We start from the raw sequence: 20,774 nt of genomic DNA, 5'->3' as shown, positions 1-20,774 counted from the left end.
GTCGTGGGTGGGTAGGCGGCGTCCTCCGAGGTCCGGGCCGGACGTGGCGGTGTCGGCGGGCCCGGGATGTCGGTGGTCGCCTCTACACTGCGACCATGGTCTCCCGCCGGAGCTTCGGGGGTGTCGAGGTTGAGTTGAGCAACCTCGACAAGGTGCTGTATCCGGCCACCGGCACCACCAAGGGGCAGGTCGTCGACTATTTCACCGAGATCGCCGCGGCGCTGTTGCCGCATGTGGCCGGTCGCGCGGTCACCAGGAAGCGATGGCCGAACGGGGTCGGGGAGCCGTCGTTCTTCGAGAAGAATCTGCCCGCGCACGCGCCGCAGTTCCTGCCGCGGCGCACGGTGGAGCATTCCGATCGCCGGGTGACGTATCCGCTGCTGGACTCGGTGGCCGGGCTGGCCTGGATCGGGCAGCAGGCGGCGCTGGAAATCCATGTGCCGCAATGGCGTTTCACCGACGGCGAGCGCGGCCCGGCGACCAGGTTGGTCTTCGATCTGGATCCGGGGCCGGGCGCCGGACTGGCCGAATGCGCGCTGGTGGCGCTGGCCATCCGCGACACCGTCCGTGACATCGGCCTGGACGCGTATCCGGTCACCAGCGGCAGCAAGGGGATTCACGTTTACGTCCCGCTGGACCGGACGCTGACCGGGCACGGCGCCTCCACGGTGGCGAAGCAGCTGGCCACGGGTCTGGAGCGGTTGCACCCGGAGCTGGTCACGGCCACGATGGCCAAATCGGCCCGGCCGGGCCGGGTATTTCTGGACTGGAGCCAGAACAATCCGGCCAAGACCACCATCGCGCCGTACTCGCTGCGGGGCCGGGACCACCCGACGGTAGCGGCGCCGCGCTCCTGGAACGAGATCGAGCAGCGGAAGACATTGCGGCAGTTGACCTTCGACGAGGTGCTGGCCCGCTGGCGGTCCGGCGGCGATCTGCTGGCCGGGCTGGATCCGCCGCTGCCGGAACGAGATCCGCTGTCCACCTATCGGTCGATGCGCGATCCGGCCCGCACCCCGGAGCCGGTGCCGGCCGAGCCGCCGGTGGCGGGGGCAGGGGACCGGTTCGTGGTGCAGGAGCATCACGCCCGCCGGCTGCACTGGGATCTGCGGCTGGAGCGCGGCGGTGTGCTGGTGTCCTGGGCGGTGCCGAAGGGCCCGCCCACCTCCACCGGCGAGAACCGGCTGGCGGTGCACACCGAGGACCATCCGCTGGAGTATCTGGACTTCCACGGCCGGATTCCCCGGGGGGAGTACGGCGGCGGCGAGATGACGATCTGGGATTCGGGCACCTACGAGACGGAGAAGTGGCGCGCCGACGAGGTCATCGTGCGCCTGCACGGCACCCGCCTGACCGGCCGGTACGCCCTCATCCAGACCAACGGCAACCAGTGGCTCATGCATCTGATGAAGCCGGAACCCGCAGCGGCACAACCGGTTGCGCAGGAGCCGCCGCACCGCTCGGCCCCGCTGCCGCACGGACTGTCCCCCATGCTCGCGACGCCGGGTGACGTCTCCGGCCTGGCGGCCGCCGACTGGGCCTTCGAGACGAAATGGGACGGCTTCCGGCTGATCGCCGAGATCGCCGACGGCGCGGTCACCCTGCACAGTCGCGCGGGCAACGTGGTCACCGGCCGCTATCCGCAGGTGGCCCGGCTCGGCGGCGAATTGGCCGGGCATCGCGTCGTGCTCGACGGCGAGGCGGTGGTGTTCGACGCGCACGGGGTGACGAATCTGGGCCTGCTGCAAGCGGATGCCGCGCGGGCGGTGTTCGTCGCCTTCGACGTGCTCTATCTGGACGGCACCTCGCTGCTGCGCAAGCGGTACTCGGATCGGCGGCGGGTGCTGGAGGCGCTGGCTGCGCAGGCGCCGTCACTGGTGGTGCCGCCGCGGCTGGACGGTTCCGGCGCGGAGGCGTTGCGCTACAGCCAGGAGCACGAGATGGAGGGCGTGGTCGCCAAACGGCTGGACAGCGTCTATCTGCCGGGCCGGCGCGGGCAGTCCTGGGTCAAGAGCCGCAATTGGCGCACCCAGCAGGTGGTGGTCGGCGGCTGGCGGCGCAGTACGGCCCGCTCGTTCGCCTCGCTGCTGATCGGGGTGTGGCACGAGGACAAGTTGTTCTACGTGGGCCGGGTCGGCACGGGCTTCGACGAGCGGGAGATGGCCGACCTGGCGTCCCGGCTGCGCCGGTCGGAACGGCGGACCAGTCCCTTCGACAACGAACTCACCGCCGTGGAGCGCAAGGACGCGGTATGGGTGACGCCGAAGGTCACCGGCACCGTGCGCTACATGAATTGGACCGAGGCCGGGCGCCTGTGGCACCCGGCCTGGATTCCAGCCTCGGACTGAGCGGCGGTCAGCGCTGCCACCTGGTCGAGTTCGGCGGGGCGATGAACGTGCCGATCAGATCGAGCGCTGCGATGACCAGCGCCGGTCCGCCGAACACCAGGGTGCCGACGATGCCGCCCAGGGTGGCGCCGGTGATCACGCTGGCGATCACGGTGGCGCCGCCGATGATTCCGATCATGCCGACCGCGGCGCCGATCGCGGTGCCGATCAGGGTGCCGACCCCGGTCGCGACGCTGAGTTCGGTGCCGAACGCGTCGAGGGCACGCTCGTTCTCCAGTGCCGTGGCCACGGGGGTGGCACGCACCGGCGCCGGCCGGGCCGTCGTCTCGTCCTTGACGGCGGTCAGGTCGAGCACCTGGCCGTCGTCGCTGACCTGGTGCGGCAGTGGATATTCCATGCCGTCCTGCCGGAACGACAGGGGCAGGGACACCAGGGTGGCGCCCTCGGCGTTCAGGATGCTCACTCTGCGTTGGTCGTCGTTGATTCGGAAGGTTCCGCCCTCGAGTGAGGTCTCGACGACGTTGTCCACCAAGGTGATCCGAAAGTGCACATCCGGTGCCGTCGGCACCGTCGGCGCGATCGGATCGGCGTGAACCGTGCCCGACCCGAGGGCTACGGCCAAGGCGACCGGCACCGCCGCCGTGGTGAAGGTGCGGAGTTTCATTCCGGGTTTTCCAATCTTCATCAGGTGGTGAAGTGAGGGGCCGGTGATCCCGGGCGCGCGGGATTCCCTGCCGTGCTCACCCCCTGCTTCGTCTCCCGCCGCGTGCCCGGTGGCAACGGCCGGACCCATCAAGATAACCGTACACGTTTCACAAATGTGGAGGACCCGAAATCGCTGGTTGTCTCGACAAATCGGGGGATCAGGCGAGCACGTCGAGCACGACCGCGCCGACGCACACCACGGCCACCGCCGCAAGGGCGAATACGTCGCGGCGGCCGGGTGCGTTCGGCCGCGCGGTGAGCTGCCCGGTGCCGCCGCGCGCGGTGATCGCCTCGCCGAGTTCCCCGGCGCGCCGGGTGGATACGGCCATCGCGGCGGTGAGGATGTCGATCAGCGGATTGTCGGTGGCCCGTTGCAGCAGGTTCTCCCGCGGGCGCAGCCGGCGCGCGGCCCGCAGGATGCGCATCTCGTCCAGCAGCAGCGGCAGCCCGCGCAGGGTCAGCGCCACCACCACCGCCCATTCGTCCACGGGCAGACGGAGTTTGCGCAGCGGGGCGCCGAGCGTGGCCAGCGCCGGCGCGATATCGCCCATCGGCGTGGTCCAGGCGATCAGGAACGAGGTGGCCAGCAACACCAGCCCGAAGACCAGCACCTGGAGGTAGCGCACCACCGCCACGCCGCCGACCGGAACGTTGATCAGGCCCCCGGCCACCAGCAGTGCCCAGAACCACCACGGCAGCCGCGGCAGCGTCCCCAGCGGCAGCCGGGCCAGCAGCCCGGCGGCGATCAGGAATGCCACCATCACCCCGAGCCCGGGCCAGCCGGGCTGGAACATCAGCAGCACGCTGATCGCGAAGGCGCCGATCATCTTGGTACCGGCCCAGAGTCGATGCACCGGGCTGTCGACGGGTACCTCGCGCAGGATCACCGCGCTCATCGTGGTCCTCCGAGTGCGTCGGGGCGGTGCAGCGGCGTCGTCCAGGCGGGCCCGGGGTGCGGTGCCGCGGCGGCCGGTGCGGTGTCGGCCGCGGTTTCCAGGATGCGACCGGCCTCCAGGTGGACGGTGCGGTCGCAGAGCACGGACGCCTCCTCGACGTCGTGCGAGATGACGATCAGGGTGAGTCCCGAATCCCGTAGCCGGGCAAGCAGTTCCACCACCTCGGTGCGGCCCTGCGGATCGAGCCCGGCCAGCGGCTCGTCCAGCACCAGCAGTTGCGGGCGGGCGGCGACGATCGCGGCCAGCACCACCCGTTTGGCCTGCCCGCCGGACAACTCCTCCACCGACCGCCCGGCCAGCGACCGGTCCAGCCCCACCGCGTCCAGTGCGCGCCCGACCGCGCCGGATCCGGCCCCGCGCCCCCAGGCCGCGATCTCGGCGCCTACCGTCTGCCGCTGCAACTGCAACCGGGAATGCTGGAACGCCAGCTCCACCGCCCCGATCCGCCGATGCACCGGATGCGCCCCACCGGCGTCGTGCACCACACAACTGCCGGAGGTCGGCACGATCAACCCGGCCATGATCCAGGCCAGCGTCGACTTCCCGGACCCGTTGCCGCCCACCACCAGCACCGCTTCCCCGCGCCGCACGGTCAGCTCGACCCCGTGCAATGCCGGTGCGGCCCAAGGCGTTCCGCGATCGTAGGTATGCCGTACCTCGTGCAGCTCCAGCAGCGGGGGAGCCGCGAAACCGCCAGCCGCGCCGTACCGTCCCGCGGCCCTGCCATGGTGCGGCCCGCCGTCGTACGGCGCCGGGCGGCGGTGCAGGGTGGGGCGCGGCCAGGCCGGGAGGCGGTCGACCTGGCGGCCTTCCGCGAGGTGCACCACTCGGCCGGCCGCGGCGGCGTCGGCCTCGTGGTGGGTGACCAGCACCACCGCCATCGGGTGGCGCCGGGGCAGGTCGGACAGCAGGGCCACCAGGTCGCGGCGGCCCTCGGGGTCGATCATGGCGGTGGCCTCGTCGGCGATCAGCAGGGCCGGGCGGCGGGCCAGCGCGGCGGCCACCGCGAGCCGTTGCTGCTGCCCGCCGGACAGGGTGGCCGTCTCCGCGCCGCCGAGTCCGCCGAGCCCCACCTCCCCGAGCAGTCCCTCGATGTCGACGTCGGCGGCCGCCGCGGTGGGCAGCCCCCACACCACGTCGTCGGCGACGAGCACGCCGAGGGTCTGACTCTCCGGGCGTTGCAGCACCAGCGCGGTGCCGCCGAGCAGGCCGAGCCCGGCGGAGCCCGGCCGGTCCACGGCGCCGGTGCTGGGCGGCCGCCCGGCGAGCACCCGGGTCAGCGTCGATTTGCCGGAGCCGTTGTGCCCGACCACGGCCACGAACTCGCCGACGGTGACAGTCAGATCGATGCCGGACAGCGCGTCGGCGCGGGCCCCCGGATAGCGGAACGACACGTCGCGCAGCGTGACCGGCAACGGTTCGACCGGCCGGTCGTCGGGCGGGGCGGCCAGCAGATCCCGGCCGGGCAGCCATTCCAGCCGGTCCAGCACCCGGCCCAGCACGAACCAGGAGAACATCGCCGCCGCGAGGACGCCGCCGAGCACACTCGCCGCGATCAGCGCCCACCACCAGCGCAGCGCGAGGTCGGTGAGGTGGGCCACGTCGTCGCCCAGCGGTTGCAGCCGGGGTTCCCGCGCGGCCAGGTTCGCCACCCCGCGCGACGCGTTGCGAATGTTGTCGAACAGCAGCGCCCGCGACTGGGTGAACAGCAGCAGCGTGCCCACGGAGAACGCTGCCCAGGCGAGCCCGGCCAGGATCGAGAGGCCCAGCACGGCCGCCGGGCCGCCGCCGCGTCGCTTGACGGTGCCGATAATCCCGCCGATGGTCGCCGCCGACACCACCGTGCCCGCCGACACCACCCCGGCGGCCACGAAGGTCACCAGGGTGGCCGCCACGGTGGCGGCGATGGTCGCCCGCAGCCGGTAGCGCTGCGCCAGCAACCCCATCGGCACGGCCGCCACCAGCTGCAATGCCGCGGCGAACGGGATCACCGAGCCGATGGTCACCAGCCCCACCGTGACGCCGCCGAGTACGGCGCCGGTGGCGAGCTCGATCGGACGCAGCGGGCCGTGCGCGGGAGGCAGGCCGTCGCCGACCGGGGATACAGCGGTCACGTGGTCAAGTCTGCCAGTCGCCGTGCGGTACGGACCGGTGCCGCGATGCCGGGGTTGTCACCGTCACCGCGACGGAGTGCGCCGAACCGGCTCAGCGAATCGGTATTTCCGGCCATAATCGGCGGATGGCGACGGTGCAACTGGCGGATGTGCGGGACTGGGACTTCCCGAGGGGGGTGGCCAGTGCCGCGCTGATGGTCGGTTATGCCGGCGAGCACGGTGTGTCGCCGGCCCGCATGCTGCGCGGGACGGGGCTGACCGATCGGGCGCTGGCGGATCCGAACGCGCAGATCGACGCCCGCACCGAACTGGCGGTGATCCGCAATCTGGTCCGGGCGCTGGGTGGCGCGCTGCCGGATCTGGGCGTCGCGGTCGGGCGGCGGTATCGGATCACCACCTTCGGGATCTTCGGTTTCGCCTGCGTGTCCAGTCCCACCCTGGGCGAGGCGATCGCGTTCGCGCTGCGCTATCTGGAGCTGAGCTTCACCTTCTGCATCCCCGTGACCCGGTGGGAGGGTGGCGAATACGTGGCATACGTGCACGCCGAGCGGGTGCCCGCCGATGTGCGGCGGTTCCTGGTCGAGCGCGACGTGCTGGCCATGCATCAGGTGATGACCGACCTGCTGGGCCATCCGCCCGCCCTGCTGCGGGCCGAATTCGATTATCCGGAGCCGGACTACGCCGATCGCTTGAGCGACATCATCGGGGTGCGACCGCGCTTCGGACGGTCGCGGAACGTGCTGGTGATGGATCCGGCGTCGCTGGATCGGCCGCTGCCGCAGGCGAACGAGCACACCTGGGCCATGTGCCTGGCGCAGTGCCGGGAGCTGGTGCACCGGCGGCGCGCCCGCACCGGCATCGCGGCCGAGGTGCGCGGCCGGCTGGTACCCCGCGGCGGCGCCGACGGATTCGCCGCTCCGCCCGGAATCGATTCGGTGGCAAGGGATCTCAATATGAGCACCCGGACGCTGCGGCGCCGCCTGGTGGACGCGGGCACCAGCTACCGGGCGCTGCTGGACGAGGTCCGCCACACCCTGGCGGAGGAGATGCTCAGCGCCACACCGCTTTCGGTCAGCGATATCGCCATCCGGCTGGGGTACGCGGAGGCGTCCACCTTCATCTACGCGTTCCGGCGCTGGACCGGCGGCACCCCGTCGGCCTACCGCCGCGACCGGGCCGGCGTCGCCGGGTGAGCCGGATTCACCGGGGCTGCACGCCGATCCAGCCGCCCATCGGCACGGTGCGCACGATCGAGGTGAGCCGGTGGTCCTCGATCACGTGCAGCAGGATCGACGGGTCCGGCCCGTAGTCGATCGGCACCTGGCCCGGCCGGGCCACCTCCCACACCCCGCCGATCAGCGAGGCCACGCTGGGTGCGACGACCAGCGGTCGCCCGCCGAACAGGGTGGTGCCCATGGCGTGCATATGCCCGCTGATCACGCCCACGATCCGGTCGTCGGCGGCGACCAGCCGTTCCAGTGGATCCGGATTGGTGAGGCGGATCGGGTCCACGACGGTGCTGTACATCGGCAACGGCGGGTGGTGCAGGGCGACCAGCACCGCATCCGTGGCGGGGGTCTCGCGCAGCAGGTCGGCGAGCCAGGCCAGCGTCGCGTCGGAGAGGGTGCCACCGCTGTAGCCGGGGACCGTGGAGTCCAGCAGCGCCACCGTCACCCCGTCCAGCCGCAGCGCCTGGTTCAGGGCCCCGGTGGTGGGCGGCTCGCGCAGCAGCACCTCGCGCAGGGCGGCCCGGTCGTCGTGGTTGCCGGGCAGGAAGTACACCGGCACGTCGGCGAGCAGTGCCGTGCGGGCCTGTTCGTACTGGCCCGGCTCGCCGGTGTCGGTGATGTCACCGGTCACCAGGATCGCGTCCGGGCGCCGGGGCAGGTCGGCGAGATACGCCATCACCCGCTCGACGCGTTCGGCATTGTGCTCGTACAGGTCGAAGTGGGTGTCGCTGAGCTGCGCCAACAGGATCATCGGCTCCACTTTCTCTCCGATCGCGCCATTGCGCCCGAACGTGCCGGTCCCGGCACCTTCCCAGGCTAGAGCTCCGGACGAGCCCGCGTCTTCATGAGACACGCCACCGAATATAGCCACCGGGTATGAATCGGGCCGCGAAGCTCCGCGCCGCCGGGCCGCCATCACCGCGCCCAGGACCGGCATACGCGTGGGATCGGCCCCCGAGCACACCACACCGCGCCGGTGCGGTGCGCAGATCGTCAGGCCGCGCCGAGGATCGTGGCCGGGTCCGCGGTGATCGGGTCCGCGCCGGTGGCCCAGAAGTCCGGGCCCGGCTCCGCCGTCGGCGCCAGCTCGGCGTCGCGCCAGGGCGCGTCCAGGCGCAGCCGCCAGGAGTGCAGATGGGTGCGCCGGTAGGTCTCGGACCGGTCGAACAGCGGATCGCCGGCGATGGGGTGACCGATCCAGGCCAGGTGCACCCGGATCTGGTGGCGCCGCCCGGTGATCGGCCGCACCGCCAGCACGGTGTGCGTGGCCGTGCGGTGCAGGACGCCGAACTCGGTGCGGGACGGATAGTTCCGGCCCGCCAGCAGGTCTTGCGGGGCCACCGTCCAGGTGTCGCCGTCGCGGACGATGCGCTCGCGCGGCGCGGCGATCCGCACCCGGTTCTTGCGGCCGACGCTCAACGGCAACTCGATCACGCCGTGTTCCGGCAGCCCGGCGGCGGCCGTGATCGCCAGATATGTCTTGTCCACGGTGCGCTTGTTGAACTGCCTGGTCAGCTGCCCGTGCGCGGCGAGGTCCTTGGCCAGCAGCACCAGCCCGGAGGTCACCTTGTCGATCCGATGCACCGGATACAGCGTCTCCCCGTGCGCGGCGGCCACCTCGACGATGTCGGTGTCGTGCCGCTCGCCGGTCACCGAGATCCCGGCCGGTTTGTTCAGTGCGAGGATCGCCTCGTCCTCCTCGACCCGGCACCGTTCCCGCAGCTCCGGCCAGTTGATCTCCACCGGGATCAGGGTAGAGGGGCGGCCGGGCCGGTGGCGGTGCCGGTCCGGGTCAGTCGCGGCGGTGGCCGGTCCGCGGGCGGGCTCGGGTGCGGATCAGCGGGGCGATGAACTGTTCCAGCATGGCTCGCTCCTCGTCCTCGGTGCGGCCGGGGACGGTCAGCAGGGAGACGATCACCCGGGTCAGCCAGTGGGCCAGGCTCGGTTCGGCCGGGTCGGCGGGCGCGGACGGCAGCAGTGAGTTCGCGATGTCGGTCACCACCGTCGAGGTCTCCGCCAGCTCCAGGGCCAGACCGGCGTCACCGGGCCGGAACCATGCGATCAGCAGCGGATCGGCGCGCACGGTCCGCAGGCTGGCCAGTACGCCCGCCACCAGCCGGGCGGGCGGGTCGTCGATGCCGTGGATCTCGGCCGCCACCAGCGTGCCCACCCGGCGCGCGGAGCGGTGCACGAAGGCCCGCTGCACCGCGTGCCGGTTGTCGAAGTAGCGATACAGCGTGGCGCGCGAGCAGCCCGCGGCCTTCGCGATGTCGGCCATCTGGGTGGCGGCCACCCCGCGCTCGGCGAACACCGCGGCGGCCGCGTCGAGGATCCGCTCGGCCGCCCGCATCGAGTGCTCCTCGCTCAGCCAGCCGCTCATGGGGTACCCACCGCGCGTGACCGGAGGGCCCGCGTGATCGGCCGCCGCCCCTCGCCGTTCATGCGGTGGCCCGGAAGGGTACTCGGACCGGCCAGCGCACGTAGCTGCCCTCGGCGTATTCGACCCCGTCCGGGTCGACGGTGAAATCGGGGCAGCGGGAGAGCAGTTCGCGCAGCGCGACGGTGGCCTGCATGCGGGCGGCGGCCGCGCCCAGGCAGTGGTGGTTGCCGTGGCCGAAGCTGACGATGCCACGCGGATTCCGGGTGACGTCGAGTTCGGCTGCGTCCGTGCCGAATTCGCGTTCGTCGCGATTGGCCGAGGCGTAGAGGAGCAGTACCCGGCGACCGGCCGGGACGGTCACGCCGTGCAGTTCCACGTCGCGGGTGGTGGTACGCGCCAGGCCCTGGACCGGTGAGGTGAGGCGCAGGAATTCGTCGATCGCGCCGGGGATCAGGTCCGGATCGTCGATCAGCCGTTGCCGCTGTCGCGGGAACCGGGTCAGCAGTTGCACGGCGCCGCCGAGGTTTCCGGTGGTGGTGTCGTTGCCGCCGGACACCATGGTGAAGGCGAACCCGAGTATCCGGAGCAGCCCGCCCACGTCGCCGTCCGTGCCGAGGCCCGAGGCGATCAGATGGGAGATGGTGTCGTCGCCGGGCTCGCGGCGGCGGCGTTCGACCAGTTCCGTGAAGTATCCGGCCAATTCGCCGACCGCCTGCTGCGCCCCCGCGAGCGCGCCGGTGGCCGAGGCGCCCACGATGGCGTGGCTCCAGGCGTCGAAGCGGGTCCGATCCGCCTCGGGGACACCGAGATAGTGCGCCACCACCATGGTCGGCAACGGTTTGAACAGCTCCTGCGAGATGTCACCGCCACCGGCCGCGCGCAGCCGCTCGATCCGCTCGACGACGAATTCGCGCACCGCGGGCAGGATCTCCTGCACCTGCCGGGGGGTGAACCCCTGTGCGACCCGGCGGCGGAACTCGGTGTGATCGGGCGGATCGGTGAATACGAACGGCCGGTTCTCGCCCAGCCCGATCTCGCCGAGGTCCTGGTAGTCGACGGTGAGACCCGATGCGGAGGAGAAGGTTTCGGGATCGCGCACGGCGTCGTACACGTCCCGGTACCGGGACAGCACGTAGTAGTCCTCGTCCGGCCGGTCCGGCGGCACCACGTGATACACCGGATCATGTTCGCGCAGCGCCGAATACATGAGCCAGGGGTCGTGCCAGCCGGCGCCGGACCGCAATTCGAACCGAACCTCGTGAGACACATCGCCGTGCATGTATCGACGGTAGGACACCCGGCGACCCTTGTCTAGAACGTGTTTCACGTGTGCTCAGCGCGGCGGGGTCGGCGTCGCGGGGCTGGCCGCCGGTCGTCCGGCCGCCCGATCGAGCAACTCGCACACCAGCGGCGCCGGCACCGGGTCGAAGTGGCGGTACCACTGGCCGAGGGTGTGGAACAGCGCGGGCGTCTCCAGGCACACCACGTTGTCGGCGTGACCGGCCAGCTCCAGGATCGGCCGGCAGGCCCCGACGGGCACCGCGAACACCACCCGGGCCGCGCCGCGCACCCGCGCCAGCGCACAGGCCGCCTTCGCGGTCGCGCCGGTGGTCACGCCGTCGTCGACGATCACCGCGGTGCGCCCGGCCATGGACAGCCGGTCGCGGCCGCCGCGGAAGCGGGCGGTATCGCTGCGCACGGCCTCCCGGGCCAGCCGCTCGACCCGGTTCTGCTCGGCCGGATCGATCAGCGCGCGCCGGACCAGCTCGTGGTCGATCACCCGTACCCCGGACTCCGCGACGGCGCCGAACGCCTGCCGCTGCGGGCCGGGCGCCAAGCGGCGGACCACCGCGACATCCAGCGGCAGCCGCAGCGCCGCGGCCACCTCGTAGGCCACCGGCACCCCACCGTGGGACAAGCCGAGGACGACCGCCTCCGGCCCGCGAAAGGGCCGCAGGCGTTCGACGAGTCGGCGGCCGGCCTCGTGACGGTCGAGAAATGGCATGCGTTTCACCAGGTGTCGGTTGCGGAAAACTGAGGGCCACCATGCCCGGCCCGGGAAGTCAGCTCGCAACTCTACGCGCGATGACGGCCGGTGCGCGCGGAAACGGGTGGGTTCACCGGGGTCCCGGCGGTGGAAATGATCGTCGCGCGATACCGATTCGGCTCCCGTACGATCCTGGGCGAGATAGCGTGACGACGGGAGGAGGGGCGATTTTGGCACCTCGACTGCCGGGATCACTGCGGACCGGTACTCGGTGGTTACGGCGTTTCGCCGTGACGACACCCGGCGTACTCGTCGCGGTCGCTTTCGGGGCGGTGCTGCTGTGCCTGGTCACCGGGCTGGTCGGGGCGAACGAGCTGAACGACCGGACCGGTCGCCGCGATGCCGCCTTGCAGCGGGAGGAGCCGCTGGCCGACGCGGCGCAGCGGTTGTACGTGGCGCTGTCGGCCGCGGATGCCTCCGCCGCCAGCGCATTCCTGTCCGGCGGCGTCGAATCACCGCAGATCCGAGCGCAATATCAGCAGTCGCTGACCGATGCCGCGAACGCGCTGGCGGCGGCGACCGGCGGCGTGGGCGATCCGGCCACCCGGCAGATCGTCGCCCGCATCGACGCCGATCTGCCGACCTACACCGGACTGGTCGAATCGGCGCGGGCCAACAACCGCCAGGGCTTCCCGGTCGGTTCCGCCTATCTGCGCGAGGCCTCGGCCCTGATGCAGAATTCGTTGCTGCCCACCGCCGCCCAGCTGACCACCCAGCGGTACGCGGCGGTGCGCGGCGATCAGCGCGTGCTGACCCGGCCGCCCTGGATCACCGTGGTCCTGCTGGTGCTGGTGCTCGGCGGCGTGGTCGCCTGCTCCCGGATCCTGTTGCGGCGCACCAATCGACTGTTCAATCTCGGGCTGGTCGCCGGGGCCGCCGCGGCCGTGCTGGCCCTGGGGTGGATCGTGGTCGCGACCGTCGCGGCGCACGGCGCCATCGACGGCGGACCGGGCGGGACCGCGGCCCGCACCGAGAACCTGGCCCGGGCACGGATTCTGGCGCAGCAGGCCCGCACCGACGAGACCCTGGAACTGATCACCCGCGGCGACACCCAGGCGCCCGAGGACGATTTCAAGGCCAAGACCACCCAGCTGCGCGATCAGCTGGCGGCCGCCGCGGGTACCGGCTCACCGATGCCGCAGCAGCTCGCGCGCTGGCTGGACGGGCATCAACTCCAGGTCAACGCGTACAACGCCGCCAACTATCTGGCGGCGGTCGACCAGGCCATCGGCGGCGGCCCGGACACCTCCGCCAAGCGCTTCACCGACCTCGACGGTTCCCTGCGCGATGCCATCGCCGACAGCCGCAACCACCTCCGTGCCGATATCGGCGACGGTGGGGACAGCTGGAGTGGCTGCGATCTTGGCACACTGGGATTGATGGTGTTCGCGGCCATCGCCGCCGTCGGCGGATTGTGGCCGCGGCTGAAGGAGTTCCTGTGAGTGCCGTGCGACTGTGGGCGGCCGTACTGGCCGCCACCGCGGTGCTGGCGGCCGGATGCGGCGTGGACACCCGGGTACCGGTGACGACCATGCCGCCGGCGGTACAGCCGCAGCCACCGGGCGCGCACCCGGTCACCGATTTCGGTGCGGTGGACAACGGCTGTGACGTCGAGGCCAGCCTGCGACCCGGACCGCAGCCGCAACCCGGTGCCATGCCACCGAATTCGGTGATGGCCCGGATCCTGGCCAAGGGCCGCCTGACCGTCGGCGTCGACCAGAACACCTATCTGTTCGGGTACCGCAATCCCAGCACCGGGCAGTTGCAGGGCTTCGACATCGATCTGGCCCGGGAGATCGCCCGCGACCTGTTCGGCGATCCGAACAAGGTGGAGCTGCGCTCGGTCTCGACCGCGGGACGGGTGCCGGCGCTCCAGAAGGGGCAGGTGGACCTCGTGGTCCGTACCTTCTCGGTGACCTGCGACCGCCGTCGCGACGTCGACTTCTCCAGCGTGTACTACCGTGCGCCGCAACGGATCCTGGTCCCGTCGGGTTCGGGCATCCGGTCCAATGCCGACCTCGCCGGGAAGCGGGTGTGCGTCACCTTCGGCTCCGATTCCACCGCGCCCCTGCTGGCGATGCAGAATCCGCCGATCGTGCAGGGCGTGGACAACTGGACCGACTGCCTGGTCGAACTGCAACAGGGCCAGGTCGACGCGGTCCGCACCGACGAGGCGATCCTGGCCGGCCTGGCCGCGCAGGATCCGAATCTCCAATTGATCGGTGACGCCATGGGTTTCGAGCCGTACGCGGTCGGGGTGCCGAAGGGCGAACCGGAATTCGTGCGGTTCGTCAACGGCGTGCTCGATCGCATCCGCGGCGACGGCACCTGGCAGCGCATGTACGCCGCGAACCTCACGCCCCTGGGCCCGTCGCCGGGACCGCCGGCCGCCCGCTACAGCGATTGAGGCGACGATGTACGCCTTGACCGTCGCCGAGATCGACACCGAACTCGCCTCGCGGGGAAGAGAGATCGACGCCGTCACCGCGACACTGCTGGAGCTGGACAAACATCCGGGCCTGACGCTGCTGCGCGGATTTCCGCCCGCCGGGACCACCGCGCGGCGCTGGACGCCGGTGCGGCAGCAACTGGACCTGATGTGGGAGGACTTCGGCCGGGTCCAGACCATCCTGGAGGAGGCCCGCGCCATCCGGGCCCGCCGGCACCGGCCCACCGACACCGAGCGCGCGGAGCTGACCCGGCTGCTGCGCGAGCGCCCGCACGAGGTCTCGCGGACCCCGATCCCGTTGGCGCAGCGCACCCTGACCGGGCCCGGCGAGCAGGTGCTGTTCGTCGGCATCGCCGACACCCTGGACCGGATGCGCCACACCTTCCCGGCGATCGCCGAATTCCTGGACTCCGTCGACGCGGTCAACACCCGGGTGCTGACCGGTCTGGCGCCGGTGCAGGCCGAACTGGACCGCTGCGGCGGCGTCACCGCGGAACTCACCGACATCGCGGCCGCGGTCGCGGAACTGCTGGCCCGCTCCGGCACCGATCCGCTGTCGCTGCGGCCGGCCGAGGTCGACGAGCGGATCACCGCCCTGGCCGAGCGGACCCGCCGGGAGGCCGCGGGGCTGGCCGAACTGCGCGCGATGACCGCCGACTGGCCCGCCGCGCTCGCCGAGACCCGTGCCCGGATCGAGGCGCTGCGCACCGCCGCCGCGCAGGCCGCCCGGATCTGCGCCGAGGCGGAGGAGCGCATCCTCACCGCGGCATTACCGCGGCACCCCGACCCCACCGTCACCCCGACGGCCGATCTGAACGCGCTGGCCGCCGGGCCGGCGACCGCCGTGACCGCGGCCGGTCTGCTGGAACTGCGCCGCCGCGTCGAGGCCGCGACGCGGGCCGTCGCGGCCGCCGAACAGCTGGCCCAGGGCCTGCTCGACCGCCACTCGGAACTGCACGGCCGGCTCACCGCCTACCAGGCAAAGGCGGCCCGGCTCGGATTCGGCGAGGACCGGGACGTGCTGTCCACACACCGGATCGCCACCGGCCTGCTGGCCCGGCGGCCCTGCGATCTGGCGGCGGTCACCCGGGCCGTCGCCGATTATCAGCAGATCATCGCGGAGAAATCGGGGAGGCAGGGATGAACTGCCGCGAAACCGGCTGCACCGGAACGATCGTCGACGGCTACTGCGACAGTTGCGGGACCGCCCCGCTGAATGATCCGGGGCCACCGGCGTATTCCGCCGCCCCGGACGTCCCGGACGCCGTCGCCGCCCCGAAAGGCACCGCCACACCGCGCCGTTCGGTGACCGCCGCCGACCTGAAAGGTCTCGCCGCGCCGGGCGGGGATGCCACCGCCGCCGCGCCGCGAGGACCTGCCGCACCGGACGGGGACGCGACTGCCGCCGCGCCGCGGGGATTTGCCGCGCCGGACGGAGCTGCGACCGCTGCCGCGCCGAAAGGTCCCGGCGCACCGACGGGTACGGTGGCGACGGCGGCGGGCGCGACCGGCGGCCGGACGATGCGTACCCGGACCACCTCGGGGCGCCGGCGGAATCGCCTGGGCGCCGGGCTGGTCGAGGTGCCGCCGGTGCCGCGCGTCGACCCCGCCACCGCCGTGCTCGCGAATCCGCAGGTGCCGGAGTCGAAGCGGTTCTGTGCGAAGTGCGAGCAGCCGGTGGGACGCGGTCAGGACGATCGGCCCGGCCGCACCGCGGGCTTCTGCGCGCAGTGCGGCACCCGATTCTCCTTCTCACCCAAGCTGTCCCGCGGTGACCTGGTCGGCGACCAGTACGAGGTCGCCGGCGCGCTGGCGCACGGCGGGCTGGGCTGGATCTACCTCGCGATCGACCGCAAGGTCAGCAATCGCTGGGTGGTGCTCAAGGGACTGCTCAACACGGCCGATCCCGCCGCGATCGCGGCGGCGCTGGCGGAGCGCCGGTTCCTGGCGCAGGTCGAGCACCCGAATATCGTGAAGATCTTCAATTTCGTGGAACACACCGGATCCGACGGTGTCACAGTCGGTTACATCGTGATGGAGTATGTCGGTGGCACCTCGCTGGATCAACTGTTACGAGATCGGCTGGAGTCGGGGGACGTTCATCTACCACCCGCCCAGGCCATCGCGTATGTACTCGACATCCTCCCCGCGCTCGGCTATCTGCACGGTCTCGGGCTGGCCTACTGTGATTTCAAGCCGGGCAACATCATGCTGACCGCGGAGCAGCCGAAGCTGATCGATCTGGGCGCGGTGATCGCGCTGGACGACGAGGACAGCCCGATCTACGGCACCATCGGATATCAGGCGCCGGAGATCGCCCGCACCGGCCCGACCGTCGCCTCCGAGGTCTATACGATCGGCCGCACCCTCGCCGTGCTGATGATGAATGTGCCGCAGCGCGGCGGCCATTTCGCCGAGTTGCCCGGTCCGGACACCGAGTCGCTGCTGGCCGACCACGACTGCCTGTACCGATTCCTGCTGCGGGCCACCGATCTCGACCCCGACGCGCGCTTCGGCTCCGTCGAGGAGCTGGCCGAGCAGTTGACCGGGGTGCTGCGCGAGGTGCTCGCGACCACCGACGGCCACCCGCGGCCGCCGGAGCGGCCGGTCAATTTCGGGCCGCCGCGCGCGCCGTTCGGCATCGCCGCCGCACCCCTGCCCCGCGAGGTCGTCGCGGCCCTGCCGGTGCCGCTGGTCGACACCTCCGACGCCGGCGCCGCGTTGCTGGCCGCCACCACCGAAACGACGGTCGCCGAGCTGGAGACCGCGCTGGCCGGGGGTAGCGACGATTCGGTGGAGATCCCGCTGCGGCTGATCCGGGCGGCCGTCGAGGCCGGCGCCGCCGCCGAGGCGCACCGCCGCATCGGCGAACTCACCGCCACCGTCGGCGCGGACTGGCGGCTGGCCTGGTTCCGTGGCGCGGCCCGCCTGGTGGCGGGCGAGTTCGACTCCGCCGCCGCCGAATTCGATGCCGTCTACAGTGCGCTGCCGGGTGAGGCGGCGCCGAAGCTGGCGCTGGCCGTGGCCTCGGAACTGGGCCGCACCGCCGTCGGTGCGGAGCCCGACGCCGAAACCGGGCGTGGCTATGAGACGGTGTGGCGCACCGACCACGCCCATGTCGCCGCCGCCTTCGGCCTGGCCCGGTTGCGCCGCGCGGCCGGCGACCGCGACGGTGCGGTGGCCGTGCTCGACGAGGTCGAGCCGTCCTCGGCGCTGTACGCGGAGGCCCGCATCGCGGCCGTGGAAGCGCTGCTGTACGACCGTGATCCGGCCGAGGTCACCGAGGACCTGTTGCGCGACTGCGGTGAACGGGTGGCCCGGCTGGTCCTGGACTCCACCCGTCGTACCGCCGCGGTCCGCTCACTGGTGCTGGAGACGTCGTTGCGGTGGCTGGCCGCCGGACATCGGGCCGGGCCGGCGCCGTTACTGGGCAACCCCTTCGACCTCGCGGGCGTCCGCGCGGGGCTGGAGTCGTGCTATCGCGCCGTCGCCCACGACACCGGCGACATGTGGGGCCGCTTCGCACTCGTGCAGCGCGCCAACGAGATCCGGCCGAGGTCGGTCCTGTGACCGCGGCGACGAGGCGGTGTCCCGCCTGCGGGTCCGACATCGCCGGGCCCGCCGATCGGTTCTGCGAGAACTGCGGCCGGGATCTGGGCGCGACCGCCGATCCGCCCGCACCGACCCCGCCGCCGCCGGCCGCCGCCGTCACCGGTTACGCGGTGCTGCCGCTGACCGCCGCGGCCGCCGCCACGCCCTGCGACGGTTGCGGCGGTACGGGTTTCGACGCCGACGGTTACTGCGCCGGCTGCGGTGAACTGCGCAGCCCGCCGGACGCCGGCTCCGCCGATCTGGGCGCGATACAGCTGAGCACTCACCGCGGCAAGGTGCACGCGCACAACGAGGACGCCGTCGCGGCCACGGTCGTCGCAGACCCCGCGAACCCCGCCGGCCCGGTGGCGATCGTCGTGCTGTGCGACGGCGTGTCCACCTCCTCCGACCCGCAGGCCGCCTCCGGCGCGGCGTCCCGCAGCGGCGTCGACGGTATCGTGGCCGCCCTGGCCGCGGGCTGGGATCCGGTGCAGGCCACCCGGATCGGCCTGGACGCGGCCTTCGAGGCGGTCCGCGCCACCGCGGGCGGCCATCACAACGCCCCCTCCTGCACCTACGTCTCGGCCGTCGTGCGCCGCGCCCCGGCCCGCGCGGACGTCGCGACGATGCCGGAATTCCCGGTCGTCGAGCCGGTGCCGGAAGCCGGCGCCGAGAACGGCTGGGACGGGCCGGATTCCGGAGCGCCGCAGCCGGACGCGGGCCCTGCGATCGGGCAGTACTCGGCCGAGATGTCCTCGGAACGAACGGATTTCGTGGCGCTGCCGGATCCGGAAGCCGGGGTGGCGCCGGAACGGGCGGCTGCCGAGGCCGCACCCGGCCGCGAGGCCGCCGAGCCGGTGGAATACGAGGTCACGGTCGCGAATGTCGGTGACAGTCGCGGGTATTGGCTGACCGGATCGGAGTCGGCGCAGTCGCGGCGGCTGACCGTGGACGACTCGTGGGCACAGTTGGTCGTCGCCGCCGGGCAACTCGACGAGGCCGCGGCGATGCGGGATCCCCGGGCGCACGCGCTGGTGCGCTGGCTCGGCGCCGATTCCGTCGATTCCGCCGCCACCACCGAGGTGCACACCCATCGGGTGCGCGGGCCCGGCGTGGTGCTGCTGTGCAGCGACGGGCTGTGGAACTACCTGCCCGCCGCCGACGATCTGGCGATGGTGGCCACCGCGACGGCCGCCGGCGCGGCGGCGCACGCGCTGGTCGATTTCGCCCTCGACGGTGGCGGCAGCGACAACATCACGGTCGCGCTGGTGCCCGTGCCCCTGCCGGGTCGGCCGCACGCGACGACCACACCCTGGTCGCGAACGGGAGGAGAGCACGGGTGAGTACGGATACCGCAGGATCGGGCCTGAGCGGAGCCGGTGCGGGGCACGGTATTTCGGTCACCATCGACCAGAACCAGTACCTGGCCGAAGGCGCGGACACCGTCGACGCCGTCATCACCGTCGAGGCGGACGCGGATTTCGCGGCCGCGGCCCCGCCGCCGCAGCGGCTGGAGATCATCATCATCGACTGCTCGGGTTCGATGGGTGCGGGCGACCGCTTCCAGGGCGCCCGGCGTGCGGCCTTCGCCGCCATCGACACCATCACCGACGGAACGCTGTTCGCCGTCGTGGCGGGGACCGCCGAGGCGCAGGTGGTGTTCCCGCGGCGCGGCCCGCTGCTCCCGGCCGGCGCCACCATCCGCGGCCAGGCCCGGCTGGAGATGGATCGGCTGCGCCCGTACGGCGGCACCGCGATGGGCACCTGGATCGGCCTGGCCCGGCAGATCGCACTGCAACATCCGGGCACCATCGCGCACGCGATCCTGTTGTCCGACGGCAAGAACGAGCACGAGAGCCCGGAGCGGCTGGCGGCGGAGATCGGCGCCTCGCAGGGGCAGCTGAGCGTCGACTGCCGCGGGGTCGGCGACAGCTACGTCGTCGACGAGTTGCGCTCGATCGCGTTCGGGCTCAACGGCACTCTCGACGTGCTGCGCCAACCCGCGGAACTGGCCGCGGAATTCGCGGCGATGATGCAGGCGTCGATGGGCAAGTCGGTCCCCGAGCTCACGCTGCGGGTGTGGACGCCCGCCGGCGCCGTGGTGCGATTCGTCAAACAGGTGGCCCCGGATCTTACCGAGCTGACCCGCACCGAGGCCGGGCCCCAGCTGAGCGAGTACTCGCTGGGCGCCTGGGGCGGCAGCGACGATCGCGACTACCACGTGCAGGTGCGCCTGGAACCGGCCCCGGTGGGCCGGGAGAAGCTGGCGGCCCGGATCAGCGTGGTCGCCGGCGCCGAGGTACTGGGCCAGGGCCTGGTGAAGGCTGTCTGGACCGCCGACACCGAGCTGTCCACCCGGATCAATCGCCGCGTCGCGCACTACACCGGTCAGGCCGAACTGGCCCAGAACATCCAGGAGGGCCTGGCCGCGCGCGAACAGGGCGACCTGTCCACCGCGACCGCCAAACTGCAACGGGCCGTGCAACTCGCCGCCGAATCCGGCAACGACAACACCGCGAAACTGCTGCGCGGCGTGGTCGAGGTCGACGACCACACCGGCACCGTCCGCCTGCGCCGCACCATCGACACCTTCGACGAGAAGGCACTGGACGCCCGCTCGACCAAGACGGCCAGGATCCGCAAACCCTCGTCCCAGTCCCCGGAGGCATGATGAGCGACAATCGCGCAGCGGCTCATGGTGCCGACCGGGTGCGGGTGTCCCGCAGGGTGCTGGGCATGATGAGCGACAATCGCGCAGCGGCTCATGGTGCCGACCGGGTGCGGGTGTCCCGCAGGGTGCTGGGCATGATGAGCGGCAATCGCGCAGCGGCTCATGGTGCCGACCGGGTGCGGGTGTCCCGCAGGGTGCTGGGCATGATGAGCGGCAATCGCGCAGCGGCTCGTTGTGCCGATCGGGTGCGGGTGTCCCGCAGGGCACAGGAGGCGTGATGGTGC

General features: G+C 72.1%; 17 protein-coding genes. 9 read left to right on the top strand and 8 right to left on the bottom strand.

Annotated elements, in window-relative coordinates:
* Positions 1–95: 95 nt before the first annotated feature.
* Complete coding sequence (locus tag LBW94_RS13005) at positions 96–2,348, top strand: ATP-dependent DNA ligase (RefSeq protein WP_225054257.1); 2,253 nt, start codon at positions 96–98, stop codon at positions 2,346–2,348.
* Between the two features lie 7 nt (positions 2,349–2,355).
* Here LBW94_RS13005 and LBW94_RS13000 read toward each other — a convergent pair whose 3' ends face one another.
* The 3 genes from LBW94_RS13000 to LBW94_RS12990 all read right to left on the bottom strand — a co-directional run bounded on the left by LBW94_RS13000 (position 2,356) and on the right by LBW94_RS12990 (position 6,123).
* Entirely contained in the window at positions 2,356–3,141 is a 786-nt protein-coding gene (locus tag LBW94_RS13000; RefSeq protein ID WP_225054259.1) for an ammonium transporter, read from the bottom strand.
* 70 nt (positions 3,142–3,211) lie between these two features.
* Entirely contained in the window at positions 3,212–3,949 is a 738-nt protein-coding gene (locus LBW94_RS12995; protein WP_225054260.1) for an energy-coupling factor transporter transmembrane component T family protein, read from the bottom strand.
* Entirely contained in the window at positions 3,946–6,123 is a 2,178-nt protein-coding gene (locus LBW94_RS12990) for an ABC transporter ATP-binding protein (RefSeq protein ID WP_225054262.1), read from the bottom strand. The genes LBW94_RS12995 and LBW94_RS12990 overlap by 4 nt, the downstream gene beginning before the upstream one ends.
* A 125-nt stretch (positions 6,124–6,248) precedes the next feature.
* On the opposite strand from LBW94_RS12990, the gene LBW94_RS12985 reads away from it, so the two are divergent.
* Entirely contained in the window at positions 6,249–7,316 is a 1,068-nt protein-coding gene (locus tag LBW94_RS12985) for an AraC family transcriptional regulator (protein ID WP_225054263.1), read from the top strand.
* Positions 7,317–7,323: 7 nt separating this feature from the next.
* Here the strand turns inward: LBW94_RS12985 and LBW94_RS12980 are convergent, their stop codons facing one another.
* From LBW94_RS12980 to LBW94_RS12960, 5 genes are all read right to left on the bottom strand, one after another.
* Positions 7,324–8,103: a metallophosphoesterase gene (locus tag LBW94_RS12980; RefSeq protein WP_225054265.1), complete on the bottom strand. Its 780-nt coding sequence runs from the start codon at positions 8,101–8,103 to the stop codon at positions 7,324–7,326.
* 242 nt (positions 8,104–8,345) lie between these two features.
* On the bottom strand, positions 8,346–9,095 hold the full coding sequence (locus LBW94_RS12975; protein WP_225054266.1) for an RluA family pseudouridine synthase: 750 nt from the start codon (positions 9,093–9,095) through the stop codon (positions 8,346–8,348).
* A 49-nt stretch (positions 9,096–9,144) separates the two neighbouring features.
* Entirely contained in the window at positions 9,145–9,732 is a 588-nt protein-coding gene (locus LBW94_RS12970; protein WP_225054268.1) for a TetR/AcrR family transcriptional regulator, read from the bottom strand.
* A 58-nt stretch (positions 9,733–9,790) separates the two neighbouring features.
* Positions 9,791–11,011 carry a cytochrome P450 gene (locus tag LBW94_RS12965; protein WP_225054270.1) on the bottom strand — a complete coding sequence of 407 codons (1,221 nt, stop codon included), beginning with the start codon at positions 11,009–11,011 and terminating at the stop codon, positions 9,791–9,793.
* A 54-nt stretch (positions 11,012–11,065) separates the two neighbouring features.
* Positions 11,066–11,737 (bottom strand): phosphoribosyltransferase, encoded by a 672-nt coding sequence (locus LBW94_RS12960; RefSeq protein ID WP_225054271.1) that lies wholly within the window; start codon positions 11,735–11,737, stop codon positions 11,066–11,068.
* 272 nt (positions 11,738–12,009) lie between these two features.
* Between LBW94_RS12960 and LBW94_RS12955 the strand changes: the two genes are divergently transcribed.
* The 7 genes from LBW94_RS12955 to LBW94_RS12925 are packed head-to-tail and all read left to right on the top strand — an operon-like array spanning position 12,010 to position 20,768.
* Complete coding sequence (locus LBW94_RS12955) at positions 12,010–13,221, top strand: hypothetical protein (protein WP_225054274.1); 1,212 nt, start codon at positions 12,010–12,012, stop codon at positions 13,219–13,221.
* On the top strand, positions 13,218–14,186 hold the full coding sequence (locus LBW94_RS12950; protein WP_225054276.1) for a glutamate ABC transporter substrate-binding protein: 969 nt from the start codon (positions 13,218–13,220) through the stop codon (positions 14,184–14,186). The genes LBW94_RS12955 and LBW94_RS12950 overlap by 4 nt, the downstream gene beginning before the upstream one ends.
* A gap of 7 nt (positions 14,187–14,193) precedes the next feature.
* Complete coding sequence (locus tag LBW94_RS12945; protein WP_225054278.1) at positions 14,194–15,372, top strand: hypothetical protein; 1,179 nt, start codon at positions 14,194–14,196, stop codon at positions 15,370–15,372.
* The gene (locus LBW94_RS12940) at positions 15,369–17,798 is read left to right on the top strand and encodes a serine/threonine-protein kinase (RefSeq protein ID WP_225054280.1); all 2,430 of its coding nucleotides are present in this window, start codon (positions 15,369–15,371) and stop codon (positions 17,796–17,798) included. Before LBW94_RS12945 ends, LBW94_RS12940 begins: the two co-directional genes overlap by 4 nt.
* Positions 17,795–19,162, top strand: a complete 1,368-nt coding sequence (locus LBW94_RS12935) for a PP2C family protein-serine/threonine phosphatase (protein WP_225054281.1) — start codon at positions 17,795–17,797, stop codon at positions 19,160–19,162. The genes LBW94_RS12940 and LBW94_RS12935 overlap by 4 nt, the downstream gene beginning before the upstream one ends.
* The gene (locus LBW94_RS12930) at positions 19,159–20,490 is read left to right on the top strand and encodes a vWA domain-containing protein (protein WP_225054282.1); all 1,332 of its coding nucleotides are present in this window, start codon (positions 19,159–19,161) and stop codon (positions 20,488–20,490) included. The genes LBW94_RS12935 and LBW94_RS12930 overlap by 4 nt, the downstream gene beginning before the upstream one ends.
* Positions 20,490–20,768, top strand: coding sequence for a hypothetical protein (locus LBW94_RS12925; protein WP_225054283.1), 279 nt, complete (start codon positions 20,490–20,492; stop codon positions 20,766–20,768). Before LBW94_RS12930 ends, LBW94_RS12925 begins: the two co-directional genes overlap by 1 nt.
* Positions 20,769–20,774: the final 6 nt, after the last annotated feature.

The sequence above is a fragment of the Nocardia sp. alder85J genome, from assembly GCF_020176955.2.
Classification (GTDB): Bacteria; Actinomycetota; Actinomycetes; order Mycobacteriales; family Mycobacteriaceae; genus Nocardia.
The sequence above is the reverse complement of the archived record's forward strand: the minus strand, read 5'-3'. Positions and strand labels throughout refer to the sequence as shown.